A 23460-nucleotide genomic window follows, 5' to 3' on the forward strand; every position below is an offset into this window, starting at 1 on the left:
GGTGCTGAAAGAAGATGAGTTCTTCCGCTCGAAAGTCTATCGTGACCTTGAGGCCTTTAAAGCGGACAGCGACATTATTTTGGCTAACCGGATGGTGCCTGAAATCGAAGATGTGGCGGATAAAGTGTATACCCGCGACCTATTTGGTAACGATTAATTCCCTTATTTTTTCTGATCTATCACTAGCCAGCTGTTATGCTGGCTAGCTCACAGTGGATACTTGCCATTCTTTAACTATAATCTGCAACAATCGCTAAGAAATGAATGTAGGTAATTGTTAGCATTGGTTGAAATAGATGGTACGGTGAAATGGCGAGCAATGAAAAATATAATAAAGTCACAAAAAAATGGGTATCAGGTTTATCAAAAAGAGAGTGATATAGATTATTGGCAAGTCATTGATGATTATATCCAAGGCAAAATTGTTGGTAAAAATCTCAATAGTGGCAATATGGAGCGCAGTGTCGCTCGTATTACGATTAATGGGAAAAACTACATCATTAAGTGTGAAAAAGAGCGCGATAGTCGTTTAGAAAAGCGAATTATGCGTATGGTGCATGGCCCTTATTTTTCCCGCCTACTTTATCGTTTAGTGCGTGCGCAAAATCAAGGTTGTACTATCACAAATGATATCTATTTTGTGGCCGAAAAGATGCGCTGCCGAGAATCCATTGAAACATGGATTATTGCCGAATATGTTGAGGGCACAGTACTTTCGGAGGTCAGCGATATCACGCCTTATTACCGCGAAATAGCAGCACTTATTAACCAACTCCATGCTTATGATTTAGCATCGAATGATATTCATGCAGGTAATCTGGTGCTCACCGATAATGGACTTAAAATTATCGATTTATCAGACTTTGGTCATCTCGCGATTTGCAAAGCGAATGACTTAATTGCATTAAAACGGTTTTATGGTATCGAACCTGATAAAAAGAATTTTATGTACCAATTTATCATGTTGCGAAATAACATTCGTCATTGGTCACGTAAAATACGTGGTAAGAAAACGCGTTTATAAATGTCGCGATATACGCCATTAACGCTGATTTAGCGTGATGATAATGCGTCCAAAAATTCAGGCACAAAGCTACCCGTTCCACGACAGCGTTGCTTTGCAATTTCGCCTGCTTGTTTCATGATGGCACATGTATTCGCGATATTGGCTAACCGATCTCCGGGTAATGCACAGCTTGCCGCAACAACGGCAGATAACCCACAACCGGTACCGACAACACGGGTCATTATTGGGTGGCCGCCAGAGATAGCCATCGTTCTTTGACCATCGGTAATATAGTCAATTTCTCCACTTATCACGACAATGGTTTGGGCTGCTTGGGCAAGAGATTGGGCGGCAGGTAGGGCATCATTCGTGGTGTTTAATGAATCGACACCTCGACCACCTTGGCTAAATCCTGCTAGCGCCATAATCTCAGACGCATTACCACGAACGGCAGTTGGCGATAAAGCCAGCAGTTCATGACAAAAGCGGGTGCGAAAGGTCAGTGCACCAGCCGCAACGGGATCTAACACCCATGGCTTTTCAGCTTTTTTAGCACTGTGTACCGCTAATGCCATGGCATTTTGGCGGTTTGCGGTCAATGTGCCTACATTAATTAATAAACCATCAGCAATAGCAGCAAATTGCTCCGCTTCTTCGGGTTCAATCACCATTGCAGGGGAACAGCCGAGGGCTAATAAAATATTAGCAGTAAAGGTTTGTACAACGTCATTGGTCATACAATGGGTCAGGGGTGAATGTTCAATAAATAGCTGCTTAGTTTTTGAAATTTGCTCTTCTGAAGTCGTTTCAAATTGCATCACTGTCTCCTATGTCACCTGATCTCGCCAGTCTTTGTTAACCTAAAATTAATCCGCCAAATAATTTTCTAATACCATTCCACCCGCACCTTGAGCGACGACTTCATAGGAGTCATTTGCTGGAAAAATACGGGTTTTAATATGTGGAAATGCAGCCATTTTCGCTTCTATCGACTTTTTCGTCATGGCAAAAAAATGGTTTTTAGGTGTCAATGTACCACCACATACCACAACATCCGGCTGTAATGTTAAAATAGCGTTTGCAATCGCAAGGCCATAATAATAGGCAGCTTCCTCTAGCACTTCTAAACATAATTTATCATCCATAGCGAGTGCTTGGAAAATAGTATGATAATTAATCTCCGATTCAGTGCTGACTAACTGATTAATGATTGAAGATTTTCCTAATCGAATTTGCTGAATAATGCGTACTTTTATGGCCGATAATGAACTGTATTGTTTTAAGCATCCATAAGAGCCACATTCACATCTTAACCCTCGAATATCAATCGTCGTGTGACCAAAAGCTTGAGCGGTACTGATTGGCGCAGGGGCAAAGGTATTATTGATGATGGTACAGCTACGTATGTCCGTATCACAAGTTGTAAATAAAAAACGTTGGCTTTTTGAATGATACCTTAAACGGTATTCGGCAAGCGCGGCAAAGGTGATACCACTGCCCAGTGTCACAAAACAGGGCACTTTATTATCAATATAATTGAATAGGCTACTGATCCGCTCATCATATTTAGTAAAGTCGACCTTATCTCGTTCTAGAATATGATCAATGGCGATGCCAATACCCAGTATTTTTTCGATTGTTAATTGGTGCTCAGATAATAACTGTTCAACTTTGATCAATAGGTGATCCAGCATATTTTCTGCTGTCTCTAGCTGTTCATTTTTTATTTTCAGCATGCCTAAAATATCTAATTTTAGGTTAAGCAACATAATGGTTGAGTAGAGATCGCTCATCTCAATCCCAACAACATACCCATCATCCGAGTTGATACTATACAATATTGGCTTGCGTCCCCCCGTTGATTCCCCCAATTCCGATGTCGAAATTAATTGGCTTTTACTTAACTCATCAAGCAGTCTTGCACAAGTCGCGGGTTTCATACTCGCTAATGATGATAGCTCTTCTGCTCTTACTGGCCCATGATTCAGGATTAGCCTATACAGCATTTTGAGTTTACGAGTTTTTGAATTTTTCGAGGTGCGAAATTCATTCAATAGTGTAAGTAACAAGTCATCACCTTTTTCTTATCAAGACACGCCGCGTCCAAGATTAGCAGATCTGCTCAAAAAATCCTGCTGTTTAAATAAGATCATAGCGAGAATCTTTTTCTTAAAATGAGATTAAGATCGCTGATTGGTTTTTAAATTACTTTATCATCACCTCATTCACTCTTTTGGGCACGATTCGGAGATTTCCATGCATAACACCAATGATATTTTAGAAAGCTTGCGTTTTATTGAATCACGTACAGCGACAAAACCAACGATTGGTATCATTTTAGGGTCTGGTTTGGGGCCATTTGCCGATACATTAGAAAATGCAGTCCATATCCCGTATAGCGAGATCCCACATTTCGCTAAGTCCGAAGCGGTTGGCCATGCGAATGAATTGGTGATCGGTACTATCGCAGGTAAAAATGTGGTCGCAATGAAAGGCCGTTTTCATTATTACGAAGGTTTTTCTCTCGACCAAGTCACTTTTCCTGTGCGTCTGATGAAAGCATTAGGTGTCGAGAAATTGATCATTACCAATGCTTGCGGTGCCGTCAATACTGACTTTAACCCCGGTGATCTGATGGTTATCACTGACCATATCAACCTAACTGCTAATAACCCGCTGATAGGGCCAAATAACCCGGAATTAGGCGTTCGCTTTTTGGATGTGAGCGAAGTTTATAACAAAGAGTTGCGTCAAGTGATCCTTGATGTTGCCAAAGAACAAGGCGTTTCGCTGCGCCAAGGTGTCTATGCCTGGTGGACTGGCCCGACTTATGAAACACCAGCCGAAATTCGCATGATTAGAACCTTAGGGGCGGATGCCGTCGGTATGTCAACCGTACCGGAAGCACTGGTCGCTCACCATTCACAAATCAAAACAGTGGGTATTTCCTGCTTAACCAATATGGCGTGTGGCATTTTAGAGCAACCATTAAGCCATGATGAAGTGATTGAAACTGCCGAGAAAGTAAAGGCGACATTCTTGAAATTAGTCACTGGCGTGATCGCTCGCTTCTAACTTATTCTCAAAACAATATAAAGAGTGTCATAGAACACCATGTAGGTAGGTATGAAATGAAATTAAAGGGGTTAGTTTTAGTTTCACTGGGCGCTTGCAGCTATGGCATTTTGTCAACATTGGTTGTATTGGCTTATCAGGCCGGATTTTCTTTGAATGATGTCATCGGTAGCCAAACCGTGCTAGGGGCGGTTCTGCTCTGGCTATTTGTTTTGATTGGCTCCGCCATTAGGCGAAAGTCACTCAGTTGGCCATCGAAGAAACAATCAATATTGATGTTATTGACGGGGACAACAACAGGATTAACTGGGCTATTGTATTACGCATCATTGCAGTATTTATCTCCTGCTTTAGGTGTTGTGCTATTTCTGCAATTTACTTGGATGGGGGTGGCGATAAATACGGCTGTAACTCGCCGAGCTCCTACAGCAATGACGCTGGTGTCAGTATTATTTATCTTAATTGGTACGACATTCGCTACGGGGTTGCTTAATACGATGCATATCCAATTCCATTGGTTAGGTGTTGCATTAGGTTTATGTGCTGCTTTGTCGAATGCGATACGTGTCTATGTGAGTGGTGCACTCGCGGTGAAAACCGATCCTATGATGCGTTCCGCAATTATGGTAACGGGGGGAGCGATACTCACTTCAGTCATTGTACCTCCTACCTTTTTATGCCATTTCTCAACATTTAACTCACTCTTTTTTTCTTATGGATTACCCTTAGCCTTTTTTGGCTCTTTTTTTGGTATGTGGATGTTTGCTAAAGGAACTCCACTTATCGGAACGAGCCTTGCGACAATTTTAAGCTCAATGCAATTACCTGTAACAATCTTGCTGTCTGTTACCGTCTTACATCTACCTCTCGAATTCATTCAGTTTGTAGGCGTTGCCATTATCTTATTCGGTGTCACTATTGCTGAAGTGAAAATAAAAACAAATAAACAAATGCTCTTGAATAAACTGAGGCGCAGTAAGGCGACACGTTAATCAACGTTTAAACTCATCGAACAATATGTCCCGTATGAGTTAGCCAATAATGCTGCCAACCTAAAGAATGACGAGTATAACTCCAAATGGAGACTTGTATGAATATTAAAACCCGCTTAAAAATTATGTTGTTTTTGCAATATTTTGTCTGGGGAAGCTGGTTAGTGACGCTCGGTGCCTATATGATGAAAACACTCAATTTCTCAGGTGCCGAAGTCGGAATGGTTTATAGTTCTAAAGGGATTGCCGCCATTTTGATGCCGGGCATTATCGGAATAATTGCAGATAAATATATTCCCGCGAATCGGTTATATATGATCTGCCATATTATTTGTGCAGGCTCCTTATTCTACGCTGCAACAGTTACTGACTCGACATTGATGTTCTGGATCATGCTAATTAATGCGATGGCATTTATGCCAACCATTGCTTTATCCAACTCAATTAGTTACTCCTCATTAAGCCAATACCAATTAGACTCTGTGGCTAATTTCCCATCAATCCGAGTGTTTGGTACGGTAGGTTTTATTATTGCTATGTGGAGCATTAGCTTATTAAAATTTGAATTAAGTAGCATGCAGCTCTATATCGCAGGAAGTTGTTCGTTATTGTTGGCACTATATTCTTTGACACTACCTCATATTGCCGTGAATAAAAAAGCTATCTCAAGTAGTTGGGTCAGTAAACTGGGCCTTGACGCTTTGGTGTTATTTAAAAAAACTATTATGGCTGTCTTCTTTTTATTTGCGATGTTATTAGGCGCTGTTTTACAAATAACCAATACGTTTGGCAGCCCATTCCTACATGATTTTGCTCGTGACCCGCTATTTCAAGATAGTTTAATCGTACAGTATCCATCTATTTTACTGTCTATCTCACAAATGGCAGAAGTTGGTTTTATTTTAGCCATTCCATTTTTCTTGAAGCGTTATGGCATTAAAACTGTCATGTTATTAAGTATGTTCGCTTGGACATTAAGATTTGGTTTCTTTGCTTTTGGTGACCCTTCTGCAATAGGTTTAATGTTCTTGATCTTATCCATGATTGTTTATGGATGTGCTTTTGATTTCTTCAATATTTCGGGTTCTATTTTTATTGAAAAGGAAGTTGATAATCGAATGAGAGCAAGCGCTCAGGGGCTATTTATGACAATGGTCAATGGTGTCGGCGCTTATTTTGGGGCGATATTAAGTGGTCTCGTCGTTGACTACTTTAGCGTCGATGGCGTAAAAGATTGGCATACCATTTGGCTTGTTTTTGCCTCTTATACTGTTGTTCTTGCTGTTATTTTCTACTTCACGTTCCACTACCATCATGATAGGAAAGGTGAACTTGCAGCAGCAAAAGGGTAATGTATTTTATTCGATAGGAGATAAACTGCCCCCTACAATTGGAGGGCAGTTTGCATAATCATTAATGTTCAGCTTGAGAACCCCAAATTGCTTTTGAAACTGGGATTGTCGTAAATTCCTTAATGATTTGATTATAGGTTTCTTCAGGTTTCAGTGACTTAAATTGTTCGGGATAGATGAATTTCGCTAGATACTCCATACCGACAATATTGTAAGGGTGGTTATAAAAATTATGGTAAACGCCATATAGGCGGTTATTTTTTACTGCACTGATTTGGTTAAAACCAACACGTTTTTTGAGCCGTTCAAAACCACGTTGATTTTCGTCTTCAGTTACGCCATAACCAAAGGGTGCTGCAATATTATTTTTATTGACCCAACGAGAGCCTGTAACAATATAGACATCAGGCTTAGTGGCAATCACTTGTTCTAAAGAGACAGTACCAGAAGCGCCAGGCAAGAATTGGCTACCAATATTATCTGCACCAATTGCCTGTACTAACCCACCCCAACCTGCGTTGTTATGGGTGAAGCAGCAGCTATCGCTACCATTTGCGCCCGCTTTGGCTTCAATAAAAACACGTGGTTTATTTTCAATTTTTGCAGTCGTTTTCTGGATATCAGACAAGCGTGTGTTGTAGAAATCAGTATATGCTTTGGCCTCTTTTTCCTTATTGAGCACTAATCCAAGTATATCGACGCTAGCTGGCGTATTTTTGACGGGCTGTAAGAAAGTATCAATATATAGGACAGGAATATTGGCATCTTTTAAGCGGCTGACAACACCTGAACCTTCTAAGGCTGGCTTTGCACGCAGTTGCGCAATTAATACATCCGGTTTTTGCGCAATAACCACTTCTGTATTGACCTCACCTTTATCATTAAACCCCATGTCTGGGATTTTCTGCATATCCTCTTGCCATTTTTTCTCCAGTAACGTTACTGTTTGTGGATCAGATTTTTTAAGGTTGTTGTTCCATGCAACAACACGACTAAATGGATCGTCCCTATCAAGCAAAGCAAGGGTTAAAATATCTCGACCATCCTGTAGCACAACACGTTTAGGCTCTTGCTTTAACGTGATTTTTTGACCGTCCATATCGGTGATTGTGATTGGATAAGTCGTTGCTAATGCTGAAAATGAGAGTGATGTGATAAATGTTATTGAGAGCAGGTGATTAACTATCTTCATATTTAGACCCCTTTTGAGCAAGATTAGATAATAACAATTATCATTATCATATGTAAAATGTCCGGAACAATAACCTATAATCTTTTTCTATTTATTGATGAGTTAATGTTTTTTTTGATTTAATTCATCAGGTTATAATCTTAATCATTTGAATAAGTTTTCGGGTGGCGTTAAGAAAGAGAGGAGAAAAATGTACCTCGATTAGCGGAGAAGTACGCTGTAAGCGACTGATGGTAGGATGATATTTGCAGTTGAATAAGGAGGGTGGTAAAAATTGTATGAATATTTAATAAATGACACACTCTACAAGCAATTGAGTGTGTCTAATAATACGTTTCTAATTACTCTTAGAAATCAAGACATAGGAGATGACTTTTGAAAAATTAACCTTCAGTAGTATTTTTTCATTATGAAGTAATGGATAATCCCCTTTATCTCTGGATTTTTTAAATCGACTAATAATAAATTTATTGAAAATTTTTAATTTATCCTTTCTTCTGTGAGAAGGTAACCAAGAGCCACTAAAATGGTGGATAGAAAAGTTAATCTTATTATATTCAGGGCTGCAAAAGTAATAAGATGGGTAGATGACTACTCCTTCAGCTAGATGAGATTCTTGGGTACCATCATAGGGAGGGTTGAGACCAAACTCACTGGAAAAATAACGGCTAATTTTAAATGTATTGGGCTCTAATATAAGTTCTCCGTCGACTTCAAATTTTACATTATCATAGTCGGAAAGTAACGCTTTAACTACAGAAGAACCTTTTTCTGACCCCATAGCTGCAGTAATGGGTAAGTATTTTCCATTGTACTGCTCATACCCGCTAAAAAATGTTAAATTCAAGAAGCGGTCAAAACTTTGTGTGACTTCAACATCACTATCAAGGTAGATACCTCCATAATTATAGAGGGCATAAAGCCTTATATAGTCAGAAGCAAAAGCCCATTTTTTATTTTTTATAGCCTCGTTGACATAAGTGTTATTTATTGTTTCTAGGCAGTCATTACCCCATTCCATGATCTCATAATCAGGAAGGTGTTGTTTCCAAGTTTCAATACAATCTAACACAAACTGAGGTTTTGGGTTATTACCAACCCAGATATAATGTATTATTTTAGGTATCAAAATTTATTCCTTGGCTCTCATTCTCTGCTATATATCATTGTGAAATAGCTGATTATTTTACTCACAAAAAAGAAAAAATTACGAGTTTTAAGATAATTTTTAGGAAAATTTAGCATTTCAACTCAAAACTAACTCTTAATAATGTATTGTTTTTGCTCAGTATCTTTGATTGAGCTGACAGTGCTCTAACCTCTAAAGGATTTTACAAATTTTTTTGAATTTTGGTTTATTTTATAATTACGTTATCTTTTATCACTATGTATGGTAAAGAATATTATACATATTACCATTTTAGTGATCTAAAAAATCTTCTTATCTGCAGTAACCATAAGGAAATCCTATTTTCAATATAGCCTTTCTTTCTCCTTGTTGTACTTGGTTTTATTCTGTATTTTTCGATATTACTGTTGTCAGCAGTCAACAATGGGTGTTTAATTATTTCAGTAAGAAAATACCCTTTAACTATTTTTTGATTGTAGAATAAACTCCATGCATCAGCTACGTAATAAGCTTCTTCAAATAATTTGACAAGTTTTTCGCATTCGTTCCGGTGAATTAGATAACAACATGTTCGGGCCAGTTTGTTTGGCTTATACGTCACTTTTCTAAATGTAATATCACCTATTTTAATTTTATTAAAAAAGCTTAGGGAAATACTTTGTCTCGTACGTAACCCTTCTTGACCACCTAATAAATAGATATGTTCTTTTTTTAATAGAGATGTTTTTCCATTTTCTAATTCATGGATTAGATACGATAATTGAGCATCAAGTATAGCATCATCTTCAAGGATAATGGCCCATTCAATATCACTATTAATGATAGTTTTATAAATTAATTGATGGCTTAAACTACATGCAACCTCATTAGCACAAGATGGTTTATTATAATTATAATTCAAAGAATTGAGATAATCAGGCTGTAGGTCTTTCCCCTCTATAGCATCCACCATTGTCCACGGTAAATTTTGTATTGACAGAGCATGTGTAATTTTTTCTCGTCGTTCAATATCCTTCTTTAGTGAAACGATGAAAATAGGAGTTACATTTTCCTTACTCAATTTAGCTTGTTTGTTATTACTCTGTATCATACAAAATGCCTTCTCTATGATCATTAATCACTATAAAACAAGTTACAGCATACTACTTTGCTGAAATCTTCATAATTCATTGTTATTTACATAAAAATAAATTTTTCGGACTATAAGCCAATAACTATGATAGGTTATTGGCTTAATATCAATATTCACATCACTCAATATTCTGAATTTGCTCTCTCATTTGTTCTATCAAGACCTTTAACTCAACTGCAGAGTTAGTCACTTCACTATTGATAGACTTTGACGCTAATGTATTGGATTCACGGTTAAATTCTTGCATCATAAAATCTAAACGTCGGCCATTTGCATCTTTCTTTTTAAGAATATTGCGGGTCTCTTTAACATGAGCTTCAAGCCTATCAAGCTCTTCAGCGACATCGATACGTTGGGCGAGCAAAATCAGCTCTTGCTCTAAACGATTACTATCGACTTGAATATCAGCCTCTTCTAACTTCGCCTGTAAACGGTCACGTTGCCATTGTAAAATTTCAGGCATATGCTGACGAACTTTGGCTACTTCCACTAAAACACCATCAAGGCGCTGCTCAATAAGAGCGTGTAACGCAGCACCTTCAGCTTCTCGACTTTGAATGAAAGCATCTAAGGTCTCATCAAGGCCAGCTAATAGCTGCTCACTGATAGCATCTAAATCTTGCTCTTCAGCGGACATAACGCCTGGCCAGCGCAGAATTTCAAGTGGGTTAATTTCACCTTCGTGGCTGTAGTTTTTTACCCAGTTAGCCGCACTAATAATTTGGCGAGCTAGATCCTCATTAAGGATAAGCTCTCCACGTTTTGCACCATCTAATTCAAAACGTAAGTTACACTCGACTTTACCGCGAGTAAGGCGTGCACGGATCCGCTCGCGGATCACCGGTTCAAGGCTTCGAAATTGTTCAGGTAGGCGGATATATGTTTCTAGGTAACGTTGGTTTACGGAACGCAGCTCCCAGGCCGCACTCCCCCATTCACCCTTGATGTCACGGCGGGCAAAAGCGGTCATACTACGGATCATAATTCGTTCCTATCAAAATGAATACTAGAAGGATTATAGCGCTATGCGCGATGTCAGGATAGGCATTATCGGTTTAAGGACGTATAATGCGCGGCAATTAAGTTGAAAATGGAGATAACACCATGCGTCCAGAAGGCAGAATGGCAGACCAAATGCGTCCGATTAAAATATCACGCAACTATACTAAGCATGCGGAAGGCTCTGTTCTTATTGAGTTCGGCGACACTAAGGTGTTATGTAATGCAACAGTAGAGGAAGGTGTACCTCGTTTCCTAAAAGGGCAAGGTCAAGGTTGGGTTACCGCTGAGTATGGCATGTTACCTCGCGCAACCAACTCACGAAATCAACGTGAAGCAGCCAAAGGGAAGCAAACAGGCCGTACAATGGAAATCCAACGCCTGATAGCACGCTCTCTACGTGCTGCGGTTGACCTTAAAAAATTAGGTGAGTACACCATTACCTTAGATTGCGACGTAATACAAGCCGATGGCGGAACACGTACCGCTGCAATTTCAGGTGCTTGCGTTGCGTTGGTTGATGCCCTCAATAAAATGGTTGAACAGGGTAAACTTGCACAAAGCCCACTAAAATCTATGGTTGCAGCAGTTTCTGTCGGAATCGTTGATGGTGAAGCATTGTGCGATCTTGAATATGTCGAAGATTCCGCAGCAGAAACCGATATGAATGTTGTGATGATGGACGATGGTCGCATGATCGAAGTTCAGGGAACAGCAGAAGGTGAGCCGTTTAGCCATGATGAGCTTTTATCATTATTAGCGCTAGCAAAAACGGGGCTAGGATCGATTTTTGAAGCTCAACGAGAAGCGTTGAAATAAAGTTATTTTTAATAGGCGGCTGAAATAGTCGCCTTTTTTATGTTCGGCGATTTGGTAAATATCGCCAGAGATATGCAACCTAATATATAGATGTTAACGATTGAGGAGATTGACCCATGAAAGCCTATCAGCGCGAATTTATAGAACTTGCCATGAAAAAACAGGTACTAAAATTTGGTGAGTTTACGCTGAAATCAGGCCGTAAAAGCCCTTATTTTTTTAATGCGGGTTTATTTAATACGGGGCGTGATTTGGCATTAGTTGGTCGTTTCTATGCCCAAGCGCTTAAGGAAAGTGCGATTGAGTGTGATGTGCTGTTTGGGCCTGCTTATAAAGGCATACCGATTGCCACAACCACGGCTGTCGCCCTTGCTGAGCATCATGATGTGGATATGCCATATTGCTTTAATCGTAAGGAAGCAAAAGATCATGGTGAGGGAGGCACTCTGGTTGGGAGCCCATTACAGGGGCGTGTTGTTGTGGTCGATGATGTGATTACGGCAGGTACTGCTATCCGTGAGTCGATGGAAATTATTAAGCAACACAATGCAACGCTAAATGGTGTTCTGCTCTGCCTTGACCGTCAAGAGAAAGGGAAAGGTGAGATCTCTGCTGTACAGGAAGTTGAGCGTGATTATCACTGTAAAGTGTATTCCATTATCACCATGAGCGACTTGATCGCTTATCTAGCTGAACGTGAGGATATGCAGCAACACCTTATTGCGATGAAAGCTTATCGCCAGCAATATGGTATTTAATGTATGACACTTTGTTGGCTTTAAACAGAGCCGGAAAATAAGGGTGACTTGCCATAGTTACCCTATCAGTTTGCATAAAAGATGCCGAAGTAGCAGGCCTCTCTCTACAAGCAGTACTTTAGCTTTCAGTGAGTGTTAACTCAGGGAAATAACCTACTAACCTACTAAAAGAAAAAAGCCCTCGCCCAAAGAGTGGGCGGGGTGAGTAGTAGTTTAATCTGTTATTGTAACTGAGCTAAAATTAAAGGCCAGCGAGATTCAAATTCTACCGTTGGGCGATAGCGAAATTCTGAACGGACAAAACGCGATAGCATCCCTTCACAAAAAGCAAGTAATTGCGTTGCCAATAGGGATTCATCATGGATAAAGCCTTGACCGTCACGTATTTTTTTCTCTTTTAATACCTGCCGTAGCTGTGACTCAATCCGTTCAAAGAGCTGATTGATACGCCCTTGTAGCCTATCTTGCTCAAACATGAGCGCATGGCCTGTCATAATACGGGTTAGGCCAGGGTTTTTTTCTGAAAAACCTAAAATAAGCGCTAAAATCAATTTAATACGAGTTAACGTATCTTTTTCATCATTCAGGATAAGATTAATACGCGATACTAAAGAGTCCTCAATAAACTCAATTAAACTATCGAACATTTTGGTTTTACTTGGAAAATGTCGATAGAGTGCGGCTTCTGATACACCAACATTTGCCGCTAGTTTTGCGGTTGTAATTCGTTGACTACCATCACTACTTTCTAACATCAGCGCAAGTGATTGTAAAATCTCTTCGCGCCTGTTGCGTTTTTTTGTTATCGCTTTTTCTGCCATGTCTGATAAGACCCCTGCTAAAACAGCAAAACAAACTATCTAAAATTTTGCCCTGAGTAAATAGCCATCAGAGGGCAAAAAGAAGATAAAATAGGACGGTTTGTATGAGAGCTTATTAATTCCAAAGGTCTATTCTTGTTATCTATGGTTAGATGCACGCTCGTAACACTTCGTGTTAAATGAAGATATAACTATTCCTTGTTGTTGGAACGCTTTAAATCCTCTGAACACGTTAGCGTATCAGCCCTCAATACGGTAAGACTTGAGGTTTTTTGTTAGAGATATCAAACAAACGTAGCACAACACATTCAACTCATCATTATTGTTAGCATTATTAAGACCCGTTACATCAACGGATCTTTTGTCGTGATAAACAAGTGAGGGTTGAATAACAATACCCCTGGTAACAGAGCCCTTTTACTATAACGACACCGCCTATTTTCCGGTTAATTTACTGATAATTTTATTTTTATTCCGCCACTTAACATAGCGTTGATATTACCAGTAAAGCTTTGAATTAGGATTATGCAGATTTATTGACGACCTGAATGACCGAAACCACCGGCTCCACGCTCTGTAGCATCAAAGTCATCGACGATATTAAATTCTGCTTGAACAACGGGTACAAAGACCATTTGAGCCATGCGCTCACCTGGTTCTATTGTAAAGGTCTGGTTGCCTCTATTCCAAACAGACACCATCAGTTGGCCTTGATAGTCAGAGTCAATTAAGCCTACTAAATTACCGAGTACCACGCCGTGCTTATGACCGAGGCCTGAACGAGGGAGGATCACCGCTGCAAGTTGCTCATCAGCAATATGGATAGCGAGGCCAGTAGGAATTAGTTCAGTCTGACCGGGTGCCAAATCAATTGGCGCGTCAAGGCAGGCACGTAGATCTAACCCTGCGGAGCCAGATGTCGCATAAGTTGGTAACGGAAATTCATTACCAATACGGGGATCAAGAATTTTTAGATCAATTTTTTTCATAACGTTGAAGTATCTCGTCTAATAAACGGTGGCTTAATTCAAGTTTACTACTGTGTGGTAAACGGACATCACCAAAGGCATCGAAAAGATGTAACGCATTATTATCACTGTTAAAACCATTATCAGCGAGAGAAACATCATTCGCGCAAATTAGATCCAACTGTTTTTGTTGGCGCTTTTGGCGTGCGTACTCTTCCACATTTTGGGTTTCGGCTGCAAACCCAACCACATAAGGGCGATTTTGCGTTAACTGACCAACACTCGCAACAATATCTGGGTTTTTAACTAATGTAATGGCAACTTCATCACCTTGCTTTTTGATTTTATTTTCTGCGATGGTTTTTGCACGATAATCAGCAACGGCAGCACAACCAATAAAGATATCCTGTTGTGCAATAGTGTGGTGGACTTGCTCATACATATCGAGAGCGCTGATAACATCAACCCGTGTGACTCCGGAGGGCGTTGCTAAATTCACTGGGCCAGCGATTAAAGTGACTTGTGCCCCGCGTTGGCTTGCCGCTTCGGCGATTGCAAAACCCATTTTCCCAGAACTGTGATTACTGATAAAACGGACGGGATCTAAGTCTTCACGAGTAGGTCCAGCAGTAATCATGATTTTTACACCTTGTAAGTCTGTTCGAGAGCGGAAATGCTCGCAGGTTAGGCGTACTATCTCGAGTGGGTCTATCATTCGACCCGGCCCAACGTCGCCACAGGCTTGGCTACCATTATCTGGACCCCAGATAATATATTGACGTTGTTTCAGTTTAATTAAATTTTCTTGTGTTGCGGTTGCCCGATACATTTGTTGGTTCATGGCAGGTACAACAGCAATGGGGGCTGCCGAAGCTAAACAAATTGTCGTGAGTAGGTCATTAGCCATACCTGAAGTGACCCGAGCAATTAAATCTGCGGTAGCCGGCGCTAATATGATGATATCTGCCCATTTGGCCAATTCAATATGGCCCATTGCGGCCTCAGCAGCGGGATCAAGTAAATCATCAGAGACAGGATGACCGGAAACCGCTTGTAGCGTCAAAGGGGTTATAAAGGCTTTTGCACCATGGGTCATAACAACACGAACTATTGCGCCTTCATCACGTAACCGACGGGTTAGTTCAGGAATTTTATACGCGGCAATACCACCACTAATGCCGAGAACTATTTTTTTACCTAATAGCTGTGTCATGGTTCTATCCATCTAATTATCGTGAAGAGCATCTTATCATATCAGAAATATCGTTGAGAGCACTGTATATATCATCACCCTTTTATTTTTGCGAAGCGCTACGCAAATTCACCAGTTATGCGTTGTTGTGCCTATCGTCTGCATATAAAAGTGGGGGCGCAAAAGGAGAAATAGGGGGTGATGATGGAATATGAAGAGAACTTACAGCCAAGGGAAAAACTGTTAGCTTATGGTGCGGTAGCACTGACTGACGTAGAGCTATTAGCGATTTTTTTACGAACAGGTAGGCAAGGGGAATCAGTAATTGAACTTGCGGAACGTTTGCTCAAAGAGTTCGGTTCTTTATACCTTCTTTTACAAGCGGATTACTCAAAGCTGTAGAAATGCAAGGGAATTGGTGTGTGTAAGTTCTCCCAACTTCAGGCAATTAGTGAGCTGGCACGCCGGTTTTTTGCTGAACAATTTTTATATGAAGATGTGATATCAGACCCAAACCTATTAAAAATGAGGTTAGTCGAGCTATTTTCTGGTCAAGAAAGAGAGGTTTTCACCGTCTTATTTTTGAACAATCAACATCAAATTATTAGCTACGAAGAGTTATTTAGGGGAACGATCAATCGGGTAGAGGTGCATCCTCGAGAAATCATTCGTTTTGCAATGAAAATGAATGCCAGTGCGATTATATTGGCACATAACCATCCTTCAGGTAACCCAGAGCCGAGTGACGCTGATAGGCAAGTGACGTTTCGTATTAAGGAGGCTTGTACTTTAATGGGGATTAAATTACTTGACCATTTTGTTGTTGGGCATAAAAATTGTGTTTCGTTTCTTGAACGAGGGTGGTTGTAAAAGCATTTTTTTGACTAAAAAATGACAACTTTTGCCGCATTGGGCTTGAGTGAGAACGATTGAAAGCGTATACTACGCCACCTTTGAGGATCTTGGGTTTGGCGAGAAGAGCCTATCTCAGTAAATTTTTTTACTAAGATGATAACATTCTTTTCAGTCAATAAAGTTTGCTGAGATGGGCTCCTAAGCCTGACGAGGCGGCCATACCCAGAACAAAAAAGCTCGAGCTGATTAGATTTTTGGAGAATAGACATGTCACGAGTCTGCCAAGTTACTGGCAAGCGTCCAATGAGCGGTAACAACCGTTCACACGCATTAAACGCGACCAAGCGTCGTTTTTTGCCAAACCTGCACTCTCACCGTTTCTGGGTTGAGTCTGAGAAACGTTTCGTAACACTGCGTGTATCTGCTAAAGGCATGCGTATTATCGATAAAAAGGGTATTGATGCTGTTCTTGCTGAACTGCGTGCCCGCGGTGAGAAGTACTAAGGAGCTAAAAAATGGCTAAAGGTATTCGCGAGAAAATCAAGCTGGTTTCTTCTGAAGGTACTGGTCACTTCTATACCACTACGAAGAACAAGCGTACTATGCCAGAAAAACTGGAAATGAAAAAATTCGATCCAGTTGTTCGTAAGCATGTAATCTACAAAGAAGCAAAAATTAAATAATTTTTGTTTTCTTATAAAAAACCCAGCTTTGGCTGGGTTTTTTTATTTTAAAAATCAAAAAGCTATGACGATAGGTATTCAAAGCTATATCGATTATTACTAAAGTAGTAACATGTTTATTATTGATTGAATTAATAGTGTTAGTTTTTGTCAAAGAACTATGTCATTTTACGTATAGATATAATTAAGAGTGTCTGGTGAAAAAACAGTTTAAAAAAATTCTTGTTATCAAGATGCGGTTTCATGGGGATATGTTACTGACGACGCCCGTCATCAGTACATTAAAACAAAACTATCCTGATGCCGAGATTGACGTGTTACTTTATCAAGATACGATCCCTATTTTGTCTGAAAATAGGGAAATCCATGCCTTATATGGTATGAAAGGTAAAAAGGCTAATGGTCTAAGTAAAGCATGTAATTTTATTCGTTTATTATTCAAACTACGCCGTAATAAGTATGATTTAGTTGTGAATCTAGCCGACCAATGGATGGTGTCTCTTCTGGTGCGTTCTATCCCTGCCCAAATGAAAATCTCCCATAAATTTGGTCATCGAGATTCCAAATATTGGCTAAATAGCTTTACACACTTGACCGAGCCTCATGGTGAACACGTTGTTATGAATAATCTTTCTGTGCTTGAACCGTTAAAAATAACGAATCTAAAAACCAATTTAACGATGTCATACACAGAAGAAGATTGGAAAAATATCGATCAAAAGTTATTAGAGCTAGGTGTACACAGCAGTTATGTGGTGATCCAGCCAACCGCACGGCAGATATTTAAATGTTGGGATGATGAAAAATTTGCACAAGTCATTGATGCATTACAATCTCGTGGGTATCAGGTTGTTTTGACTTCAGGGCCAAGTAAAGAAGACCTAAACTGTATTGAGACGATTGCTTCTCATTGCCAAACCAAGCCTATTACTGAATTGGCAGGTAAAACGACGTTTCCTGAGCTTGGTGCCTTAATTGCGCATGCCGCGTTATTTATCGGGGTTGATTCAGCACCGATGCATATTGCAGCGGCTGTAAATACACCAATAGTGTGTTTGTTTGGCGCAACGAATAATGTATTTTGGCGTCCGTGGAGTGATAATGTTGTGCAGTTTTGGGCGGGTGATTATGAGGCGATGCCACCAAGAGAAAAGCTCGATAGAACTAAAAAATATCTTTCTATCATTCCCGCATCTGATGTTATTGAGGCAACAGAAAAAATGCTGCCTATGAATATTCGTTCAATAATGACAAGGCTCTGAGATGATTTTGGCATTTTGTCTGTACAAGTATTTTCCATTCGGTGGTTTGCAGCGTGATTTTTTGCGTATTGCATTAGCATGTCAGGCAAGAGGACAGCAGATCCGCGTCTATACTCAATCATGGGATGGCGATAAACCTGCAGGGTTTGAAATTATCATTGTGCCTGTGACTTCTAAAACCAACCATGGACGTAATGCGCAGTATTGTGAGTGGGTTCAGGCACATATTAAACAACATCCTGTAGCTCGTGTGGTTGGCTTTAATAAGATGCCGGGCTTAGATGTTTACTATGCAGCGGATGTTTGTTACGCAGAAAAAGTCGCCAATGAAAAAGGTTTTTTCTACAAATTGACGCCTCGCTATAAACATTATGCCCGGTTTGAAAAAGCGGTGTTTCAGACAGGGAAGCCGACTAAGCTATTAATGTTAACACCTCATCAAATTGCACATTTTAAAAAACACTATGCTACAGAAGCGTCGCGTTTTTATATGCTGCCGCCGGGGATTGCGCAAGATAGAAAATACGATAAACAAATCCCCAATGCGCGGCAAATTTATCGAGAGAAAAATCAGATACCTCAGTCAGCGTATTTGTTGTTGCAGGTCGGTTCCGACTTTAAGCGTAAAGGGGTCGATAGAACCTTAAGAGCGATGGCTGCATTGCCTGAGGAGATTAAGAAAAATACGTTATTAATGGTAGTTGGGCAGGATAAGCCTGAAAAATATCAGCGTCTAGCAAATACACTGGGTATAGGTAAACAAGTCTCCTTTTTTAGTGGGCGTAATGATGTTGCTGAGCTAATGGCAGCGGCTGATATCTTAATGCATCCAGCATACCAAGAAGCGGCGGGTATTGTGTTGCTGGAAGCTATAACAGCAGGTTTACCCATTATTGTTACGGAAGTTTGTGGTTATGCTTCATTTATTGCTGATGCTCAATGCGGTATTGTGATCCGTGAACCATTTGAGCAAAAAACGTTAGATTCTGCGCTTTCAGAAAGCCTGCAAAATAAACAACAATTAAAAAATTGGGCAGAAAAGGCGCGGCATTTTGCGGATACAGAGGACTTATATAGTTTACCTGAAAAAGCGGCTGATATTATTTTAGGACATCTAGATGATTGAACTTAAAACACCTTTTAGTGAGCTATGGAAAAATAAAGATCCTTTTGTTGAAACTGAGCAGTTAGAAGGTGAGGTTTTTCGTCAGCTAGAAAGTCGCAAAACATTGCGCTTTGAGCTTGGTGGTGAGAGCTATTTTATCAAAATCCATTATGGTACAAGCTTAAAAGAGGTGTTAAAAAACCTGTTTTCATTAAGGCTACCAGTATTGGGGGCTGATAGGGAGTGGAACGCAATTCATCGGCTAACAAAAGCGGGTGTAGATACGATGGATGGCCGTGCATTTGGGCAAAAGGGTGTGAATCCGCTACGCCGCCATTCCTTTATTATTACGAAAGATTTAACGCCAACGGTGAGTTTGGAAGATTACTGTGCAAATTGGCCAAGCCTAGCGCCTGATTTTAGAGTTAAACAATTGATTATTCGCCGTGTTGCTCAAATGGTACGTAAAATGCACGCCGTTGGTATTAATCACCGCGACTGTTATATTTGCCATTTTTTACTACACTTGCCTTTCTCAGGTGAAGAGCAGGATTTGAAAATCTCGGTGATAGATTTACATCGAGCGCAACTTAGAAAGAAGGTTCCAACTCGTTGGCGTGATAAAGATCTTATTGGGTTATACTTTTCTTCATTAAATATCGGCCTAACAAGCAGAGATATTTTCCGTTTTATGAAGGTTTACTTTGATTTGCCTTTACGAGAAATTTTAAAAGAAGAACAAGCTTTGGTACTCAAAGCAGGAAGCAAGGCAAAAAAAATCCAAGAGCGTACAATTAGAAAGTCATTGTAACATTCTCCGAAAAAGAGAGTAAAAAGAATATGTTTTTTGATAAACAAAATGCAGTAACTAAACAGATAAATCTATCTTCTTCTGGTGAGGAACACCCTAGTACTAGCTTACATATCTCTTATGGTATAGACCGTAACTTCTTGTATGGATGTGGGATCTCTATTGCATCGATATTAAAAAATAATTCGGATATGCATTTTGTCTTCCATATTTTTACTGATTATTTTGACGATGAATGGAAAGGTTTATTTAAACAACTCGCAAGCCAGTATAATACTAGTATTATCATTTACCTAGTTGACTGTGAGCAACTAAAGTCATTACCAAGTACTAAAAATTGGTCATACGCAACCTATTTTCGATTTATTATCGCAGATTATTTTTCAAATCAATTAGAACGTATGATTTACATGGATGCAGATATTATATGTCAGGGTTCATTAAATGAATTGTTAGATATTAAGTTTAGCGATGATCAAGTTGCTGCTGTTGTACCTGAAAGAGATGCTGTTTGGTGGCAGAAAAGAGCTGATGCTTTAGGGGTTCCTAATATTTCCACTGGGTATTTTAACGCAGGGTTTTTACTAATCAATCTGATAAACTGGTCTCGACTAGATATTTCGGCTAAAGCGATGGAATTATTATCTCAAGAAGAGATAAAAGCAAAAATATCCTATTTAGATCAGGATATTCTTAATATATTACTAACAGGCAAAGTTATTTATCTTGATGGAAAGTATAATACACAATATAGCCTAAACTATGAGCTGCAAAAAGATAAAAAAGAGAACCCAATAACAGATAATACGATATTAATTCATTATATTGGTCCGACTAAACCATGGCATGAGTGGGCGAACTATGCGACTGCACAGCCATTTATTGAGGCCAAAAAATCTTCGCCATGGAAGGATATTCCATTGCTAAAAGCAAAAAGTAGCAACCATTTGCGTTATTGTGCGAAGCATATGTTTAACCAAGGTAAATTATTTTCTGGAATCAAAAATAGCATTCAATACTTTTGGGCTAAATTAAGTAATTAATCATTGGGTAAATTATGCCTTTTTTAGAAAGAAATCAGAATACTCTTTCGAAGTATAATAAAGCTTTAATCTTTATGTTTGTTGTGCTTTTTTTTGTGGACAATGTTACTAGGTATAAACATATACTATTCTATCTAATGATAGCTACATGTTTGGTATATTTATCATTAGATACAAGAAGGGTGCTAAAAAGATTAAATAATAAACTTTTATACTTAGTCGTGTTGTTTTCATTGGTTTTTTATATTTCAATAAGTTACTCAAGCATGCCTGATGCATCAATGAGAGCGATTAATAATAACTTCTTGAATTATGGGGTGCTTAGCCTATCTCTTTTATTACCGATTCTTCTCTACAAAGAAAATATAAAAACGATTTCAAATTTACTATTGACTAGTTTTTCTGCATCATTAGTGTTTGTTTTACTTATTGAACTATATCGGTACTATGAGGCTTATCAGAATGGTATTTTACCATTTACAACCTACAACTTTAGGAATGTTTCAGATGCCTTGGTTTTTTACTTTCCTATAATTCCGATCCTTTGGTATCTATTGCCTAAATCTAAGCTGATTTATTTTTATATACTAAGTGTTGTATTTTTATTTGTTTTGTTAGGGACTCTTTCCCGAGGTGGGTGGGTTGCTGTGGCTATGGCAGGTTTATTATTTTTATGTTTTAAACGTCCATGGAAATTGATTGGTTCGATACTATGTATCTCGTTAATTTCATTGATCTCATTAAAATCAATCTACCCAGATATGACTAAAACTCTATTTTATAAGCTTGAACAAACTGATAGTACTCATCGATATAAAAATGGTACACAGGGAACAGCACTTGAGTTAATTTTAGAGAATCCAATTATTGGATATGGATTTGGTGATAAAATATACATTGATAAATATAATAGTGTTGTACCAGAAAAACCGGATTGGGTATTTAAGAAGTCATTGGGGCCTCATAATATCTGGCTATATATTTGGTTTGGTGTAGGTATCTCAGGGCTGATTGCTTTTAGTGCGGTTTTTTTGTCGATGTGTTTTTCCTTATTCAAGGAAATCAAAAGTACAGTCAATGAATCAAAAAGCCATTTTGCATTTATAGCGTTATTAATGAGCCTCATTAGCTTTTATCTGGTTCGAGGGATGTTTGAGCAAGTGGACCTAAAACCATTAGGTGTTCTTTTAGGTTTTTTAATTGCTATGATGGGGCACAGTTCAACAAAGAATAAGAGAAAACACTATGAATAACCTCATAACAAATAAATATGTGCTCGGCGAAGTGGGTAAAGCTGATAATACCTTGTTATCATGCTTAGATGTTATTTATGGTTCTGATGAAAACTATCAGTTTGGAGCTGGGGTTTCAGCGGTGTCTTTACTCATAAATAATCCAACCACATTTTTTAGATTCCATTATTTTCTAGATAAAGTTAGCCCAGATTTTCTAGAGAAACTTAAAGTTATTGCAAGTCAGTTTCAAGTGGAATTTCATGTTTATGAATTAGATAACAAATTACTGAAAACACTTCCCGCTTCTGATGTTTGGTCATCAGCGATGTACTTTCGGTTAGTTGCCTTGGATTATCTGTCGATTGATTATGATTTTGCACTCTATTTAGACGCGGACGTTGTGTGTAATGGCATCTTAGATTTAACGACTAATTTAATCAAAGGCAAAGTCTGCGGTGTCGTTGCTGATGATATCGGTGTAAGAACGAAAAGTGAAACAAGGCTTCATGCGCCTTCACTAGCAAAGACTTACTTCAATTCTGGTGTCATGTTTGTCAACTTAAAAAAATGGCATGAAAAGCAGATTACCCAACAATGTTTTGAGTTGTTATCAGCAGAAAATGCTAAGCAACGATATAAATATCCTGATCAAGATGTGTTAAACCTTATTTTAAGAGATGACTTAGAACTACTTAACCAAAGATTTAATACTGTTTATACACTAAAAAATGAATTATATGACTCAACTCACCAAAAATATCAACAGGTTATTACACCTGAAACAGTCCTAATTCATTACACAGGTGTGAGTAAACCTTGGCACACATGGGCAAATTATCCCGCTTCCCAACCTTTTTATAAGGCTTTGATGCAATCGCCTTGGACAACGAATGACTTAAAACCTGCAACTAAATTTGTTGAAAGAAAAAAAGAGTATAAACACTTATTAAAACAAGGAAGGTTTATTAAGGGGTTTTTATCAGGGAGCCAATATTTGTTTATGAAAATGTTCAGGAGCAAAAGATACTAAT

Annotated in this window: 23 protein-coding genes and 2 pseudogenes; 16 read left to right on the forward strand and 9 right to left on the reverse strand. The window is 39.0% G+C overall.

Annotation, left to right across the window (positions count from 1 at the left end; translation table 11 throughout):
• Both PR833_RS18000 and PR833_RS18005 read left to right on the forward strand, forming a co-directional pair.
• A pseudogene (locus PR833_RS18000) lies at window positions 1–157 on the forward strand (UDP-glucose 6-dehydrogenase); the annotation flags it as partial.
• Between the two features lie 162 nt (window positions 158–319).
• Window positions 320–1024, forward strand: coding sequence for a lipopolysaccharide core heptose(II) kinase RfaY (locus PR833_RS18005; protein WP_272526394.1), 705 nt, complete (start codon window positions 320–322; stop codon window positions 1022–1024).
• Window positions 1025–1053: 29 nt separating this feature from the next.
• Here the strand turns inward: PR833_RS18005 and thiM are convergent, their stop codons facing one another.
• Window positions 1054–1824, reverse strand: a complete 771-nt coding sequence (gene thiM / locus PR833_RS18010; protein WP_004924199.1) for a hydroxyethylthiazole kinase — start codon at window positions 1822–1824, stop codon at window positions 1054–1056.
• 48 nt (window positions 1825–1872) lie between these two features.
• Complete coding sequence (locus tag PR833_RS18015; protein WP_042117090.1) at window positions 1873–3075, reverse strand: ROK family protein; 1203 nt, start codon at window positions 3073–3075, stop codon at window positions 1873–1875.
• Window positions 3076–3262: 187 nt separating this feature from the next.
• Between PR833_RS18015 and PR833_RS18020 the strand changes: the two genes are divergently transcribed.
• From PR833_RS18020 to PR833_RS18030, 3 genes are all read left to right on the forward strand, one after another.
• A complete protein-coding gene (locus PR833_RS18020; RefSeq protein ID WP_004924203.1) occupies window positions 3263–4081 on the forward strand; it encodes a purine-nucleoside phosphorylase in 819 nt (272 codons plus the stop codon).
• Window positions 4082–4137: 56 nt separating this feature from the next.
• A complete protein-coding gene (locus tag PR833_RS18025; protein ID WP_004924207.1) occupies window positions 4138–5073 on the forward strand; it encodes an EamA family transporter in 936 nt (311 codons plus the stop codon).
• A 98-nt stretch (window positions 5074–5171) separates the two neighbouring features.
• Entirely contained in the window at window positions 5172–6425 is a 1254-nt protein-coding gene (locus tag PR833_RS18030; protein WP_061064529.1) for a nucleoside permease, read from the forward strand.
• A gap of 61 nt (window positions 6426–6486) precedes the next feature.
• Here PR833_RS18030 and PR833_RS18035 read toward each other — a convergent pair whose 3' ends face one another.
• From PR833_RS18035 to PR833_RS18050, 4 genes are all read right to left on the reverse strand, one after another.
• A complete protein-coding gene (locus tag PR833_RS18035) occupies window positions 6487–7617 on the reverse strand; it encodes an ABC transporter substrate-binding protein (protein ID WP_014657190.1) in 1131 nt (376 codons plus the stop codon).
• Between the two features lie 337 nt (window positions 7618–7954).
• Window positions 7955–8746, reverse strand: coding sequence for a glycosyltransferase family 32 protein (locus PR833_RS18040; RefSeq protein WP_230089039.1), 792 nt, complete (start codon window positions 8744–8746; stop codon window positions 7955–7957).
• Window positions 8747–9029: 283 nt separating this feature from the next.
• A complete protein-coding gene (locus tag PR833_RS18045) occupies window positions 9030–9836 on the reverse strand; it encodes a glycosyltransferase family 25 protein (protein WP_158660872.1) in 807 nt (268 codons plus the stop codon).
• A 160-nt stretch (window positions 9837–9996) separates the two neighbouring features.
• Window positions 9997–10860: a YicC/YloC family endoribonuclease gene (locus PR833_RS18050; RefSeq protein ID WP_014657191.1), complete on the reverse strand. Its 864-nt coding sequence runs from the start codon at window positions 10858–10860 to the stop codon at window positions 9997–9999.
• A gap of 122 nt (window positions 10861–10982) precedes the next feature.
• On the opposite strand from PR833_RS18050, the gene rph reads away from it, so the two are divergent.
• On the forward strand, window positions 10983–11696 hold the full coding sequence (rph, locus tag PR833_RS18055; RefSeq protein ID WP_004924220.1) for a ribonuclease PH: 714 nt from the start codon (window positions 10983–10985) through the stop codon (window positions 11694–11696).
• A gap of 116 nt (window positions 11697–11812) precedes the next feature.
• A complete protein-coding gene (pyrE, locus tag PR833_RS18060) occupies window positions 11813–12454 on the forward strand; it encodes an orotate phosphoribosyltransferase (protein ID WP_004924221.1) in 642 nt (213 codons plus the stop codon).
• Window positions 12455–12675: 221 nt separating this feature from the next.
• On the opposite strand, the gene slmA is transcribed toward pyrE, so the two are convergent.
• The 3 genes from slmA to coaBC all read right to left on the reverse strand — a co-directional run bounded on the left by slmA (window position 12676) and on the right by coaBC (window position 15456).
• Window positions 12676–13275, reverse strand: a complete 600-nt coding sequence (gene slmA, locus PR833_RS18065) for a nucleoid occlusion factor SlmA (protein WP_004924223.1) — start codon at window positions 13273–13275, stop codon at window positions 12676–12678.
• Window positions 13276–13808: 533 nt separating this feature from the next.
• Window positions 13809–14264 carry a dUTP diphosphatase gene (dut, locus tag PR833_RS18070; protein ID WP_004924226.1) on the reverse strand — a complete coding sequence of 152 codons (456 nt, stop codon included), beginning with the start codon at window positions 14262–14264 and terminating at the stop codon, window positions 13809–13811.
• On the reverse strand, window positions 14251–15456 hold the full coding sequence (gene coaBC, locus PR833_RS18075) for a bifunctional phosphopantothenoylcysteine decarboxylase/phosphopantothenate--cysteine ligase CoaBC (protein WP_040132604.1): 1206 nt from the start codon (window positions 15454–15456) through the stop codon (window positions 14251–14253). The genes dut and coaBC overlap by 14 nt, the downstream gene beginning before the upstream one ends.
• A gap of 180 nt (window positions 15457–15636) precedes the next feature.
• Between coaBC and radC the strand changes: the two are divergent.
• The 9 genes and pseudogenes from radC (at window position 15637) to PR833_RS18120 (ending at window position 23459) form a co-directional block, all read left to right on the forward strand.
• Window positions 15637–16305 (forward strand): annotated as a pseudogene (gene radC, locus PR833_RS18080) (RadC family protein).
• 252 nt (window positions 16306–16557) lie between these two features.
• Window positions 16558–16794, forward strand: a complete 237-nt coding sequence (gene rpmB, locus PR833_RS18085; protein WP_004924239.1) for a 50S ribosomal protein L28 — start codon at window positions 16558–16560, stop codon at window positions 16792–16794.
• Between the two features lie 11 nt (window positions 16795–16805).
• Window positions 16806–16973, forward strand: coding sequence for a 50S ribosomal protein L33 (gene rpmG, locus PR833_RS18090; protein WP_004924244.1), 168 nt, complete (start codon window positions 16806–16808; stop codon window positions 16971–16973).
• Between the two features lie 197 nt (window positions 16974–17170).
• Window positions 17171–18235 (forward strand): lipopolysaccharide core heptosyltransferase RfaQ, encoded by a 1065-nt coding sequence (rfaQ, locus tag PR833_RS18095; RefSeq protein WP_004924247.1) that lies wholly within the window; start codon window positions 17171–17173, stop codon window positions 18233–18235.
• 1 nt (window position 18236) lies between these two features.
• A complete protein-coding gene (locus tag PR833_RS18100) occupies window positions 18237–19361 on the forward strand; it encodes a glycosyltransferase family 4 protein (protein ID WP_040132603.1) in 1125 nt (374 codons plus the stop codon).
• Window positions 19354–20151 carry a lipopolysaccharide core heptose(I) kinase RfaP gene (rfaP, locus tag PR833_RS18105; RefSeq protein WP_004924252.1) on the forward strand — a complete coding sequence of 266 codons (798 nt, stop codon included), beginning with the start codon at window positions 19354–19356 and terminating at the stop codon, window positions 20149–20151. The genes PR833_RS18100 and rfaP overlap by 8 nt, the downstream gene beginning before the upstream one ends.
• Window positions 20152–20180: 29 nt before the next feature.
• Window positions 20181–21194, forward strand: a complete 1014-nt coding sequence (gene waaO, locus PR833_RS18110) for a lipopolysaccharide 3-alpha-galactosyltransferase (RefSeq protein ID WP_272526395.1) — start codon at window positions 20181–20183, stop codon at window positions 21192–21194.
• Window positions 21195–21208: 14 nt separating this feature from the next.
• A complete protein-coding gene (gene rfaL / locus PR833_RS18115) occupies window positions 21209–22447 on the forward strand; it encodes an O-antigen ligase RfaL (RefSeq protein WP_053110676.1) in 1239 nt (412 codons plus the stop codon).
• Entirely contained in the window at window positions 22440–23459 is a 1020-nt protein-coding gene (locus PR833_RS18120; protein WP_053110675.1) for a glycosyltransferase family 8 protein, read from the forward strand. Before rfaL ends, PR833_RS18120 begins: the two co-directional genes overlap by 8 nt.
• Window position 23460 lies beyond the last annotated feature (1 nt).

The organism is Providencia sp. PROV189, from assembly GCF_028480065.1.
GTDB classification, from domain to species: Bacteria; Pseudomonadota; Gammaproteobacteria; order Enterobacterales; family Enterobacteriaceae; genus Providencia; species Providencia stuartii.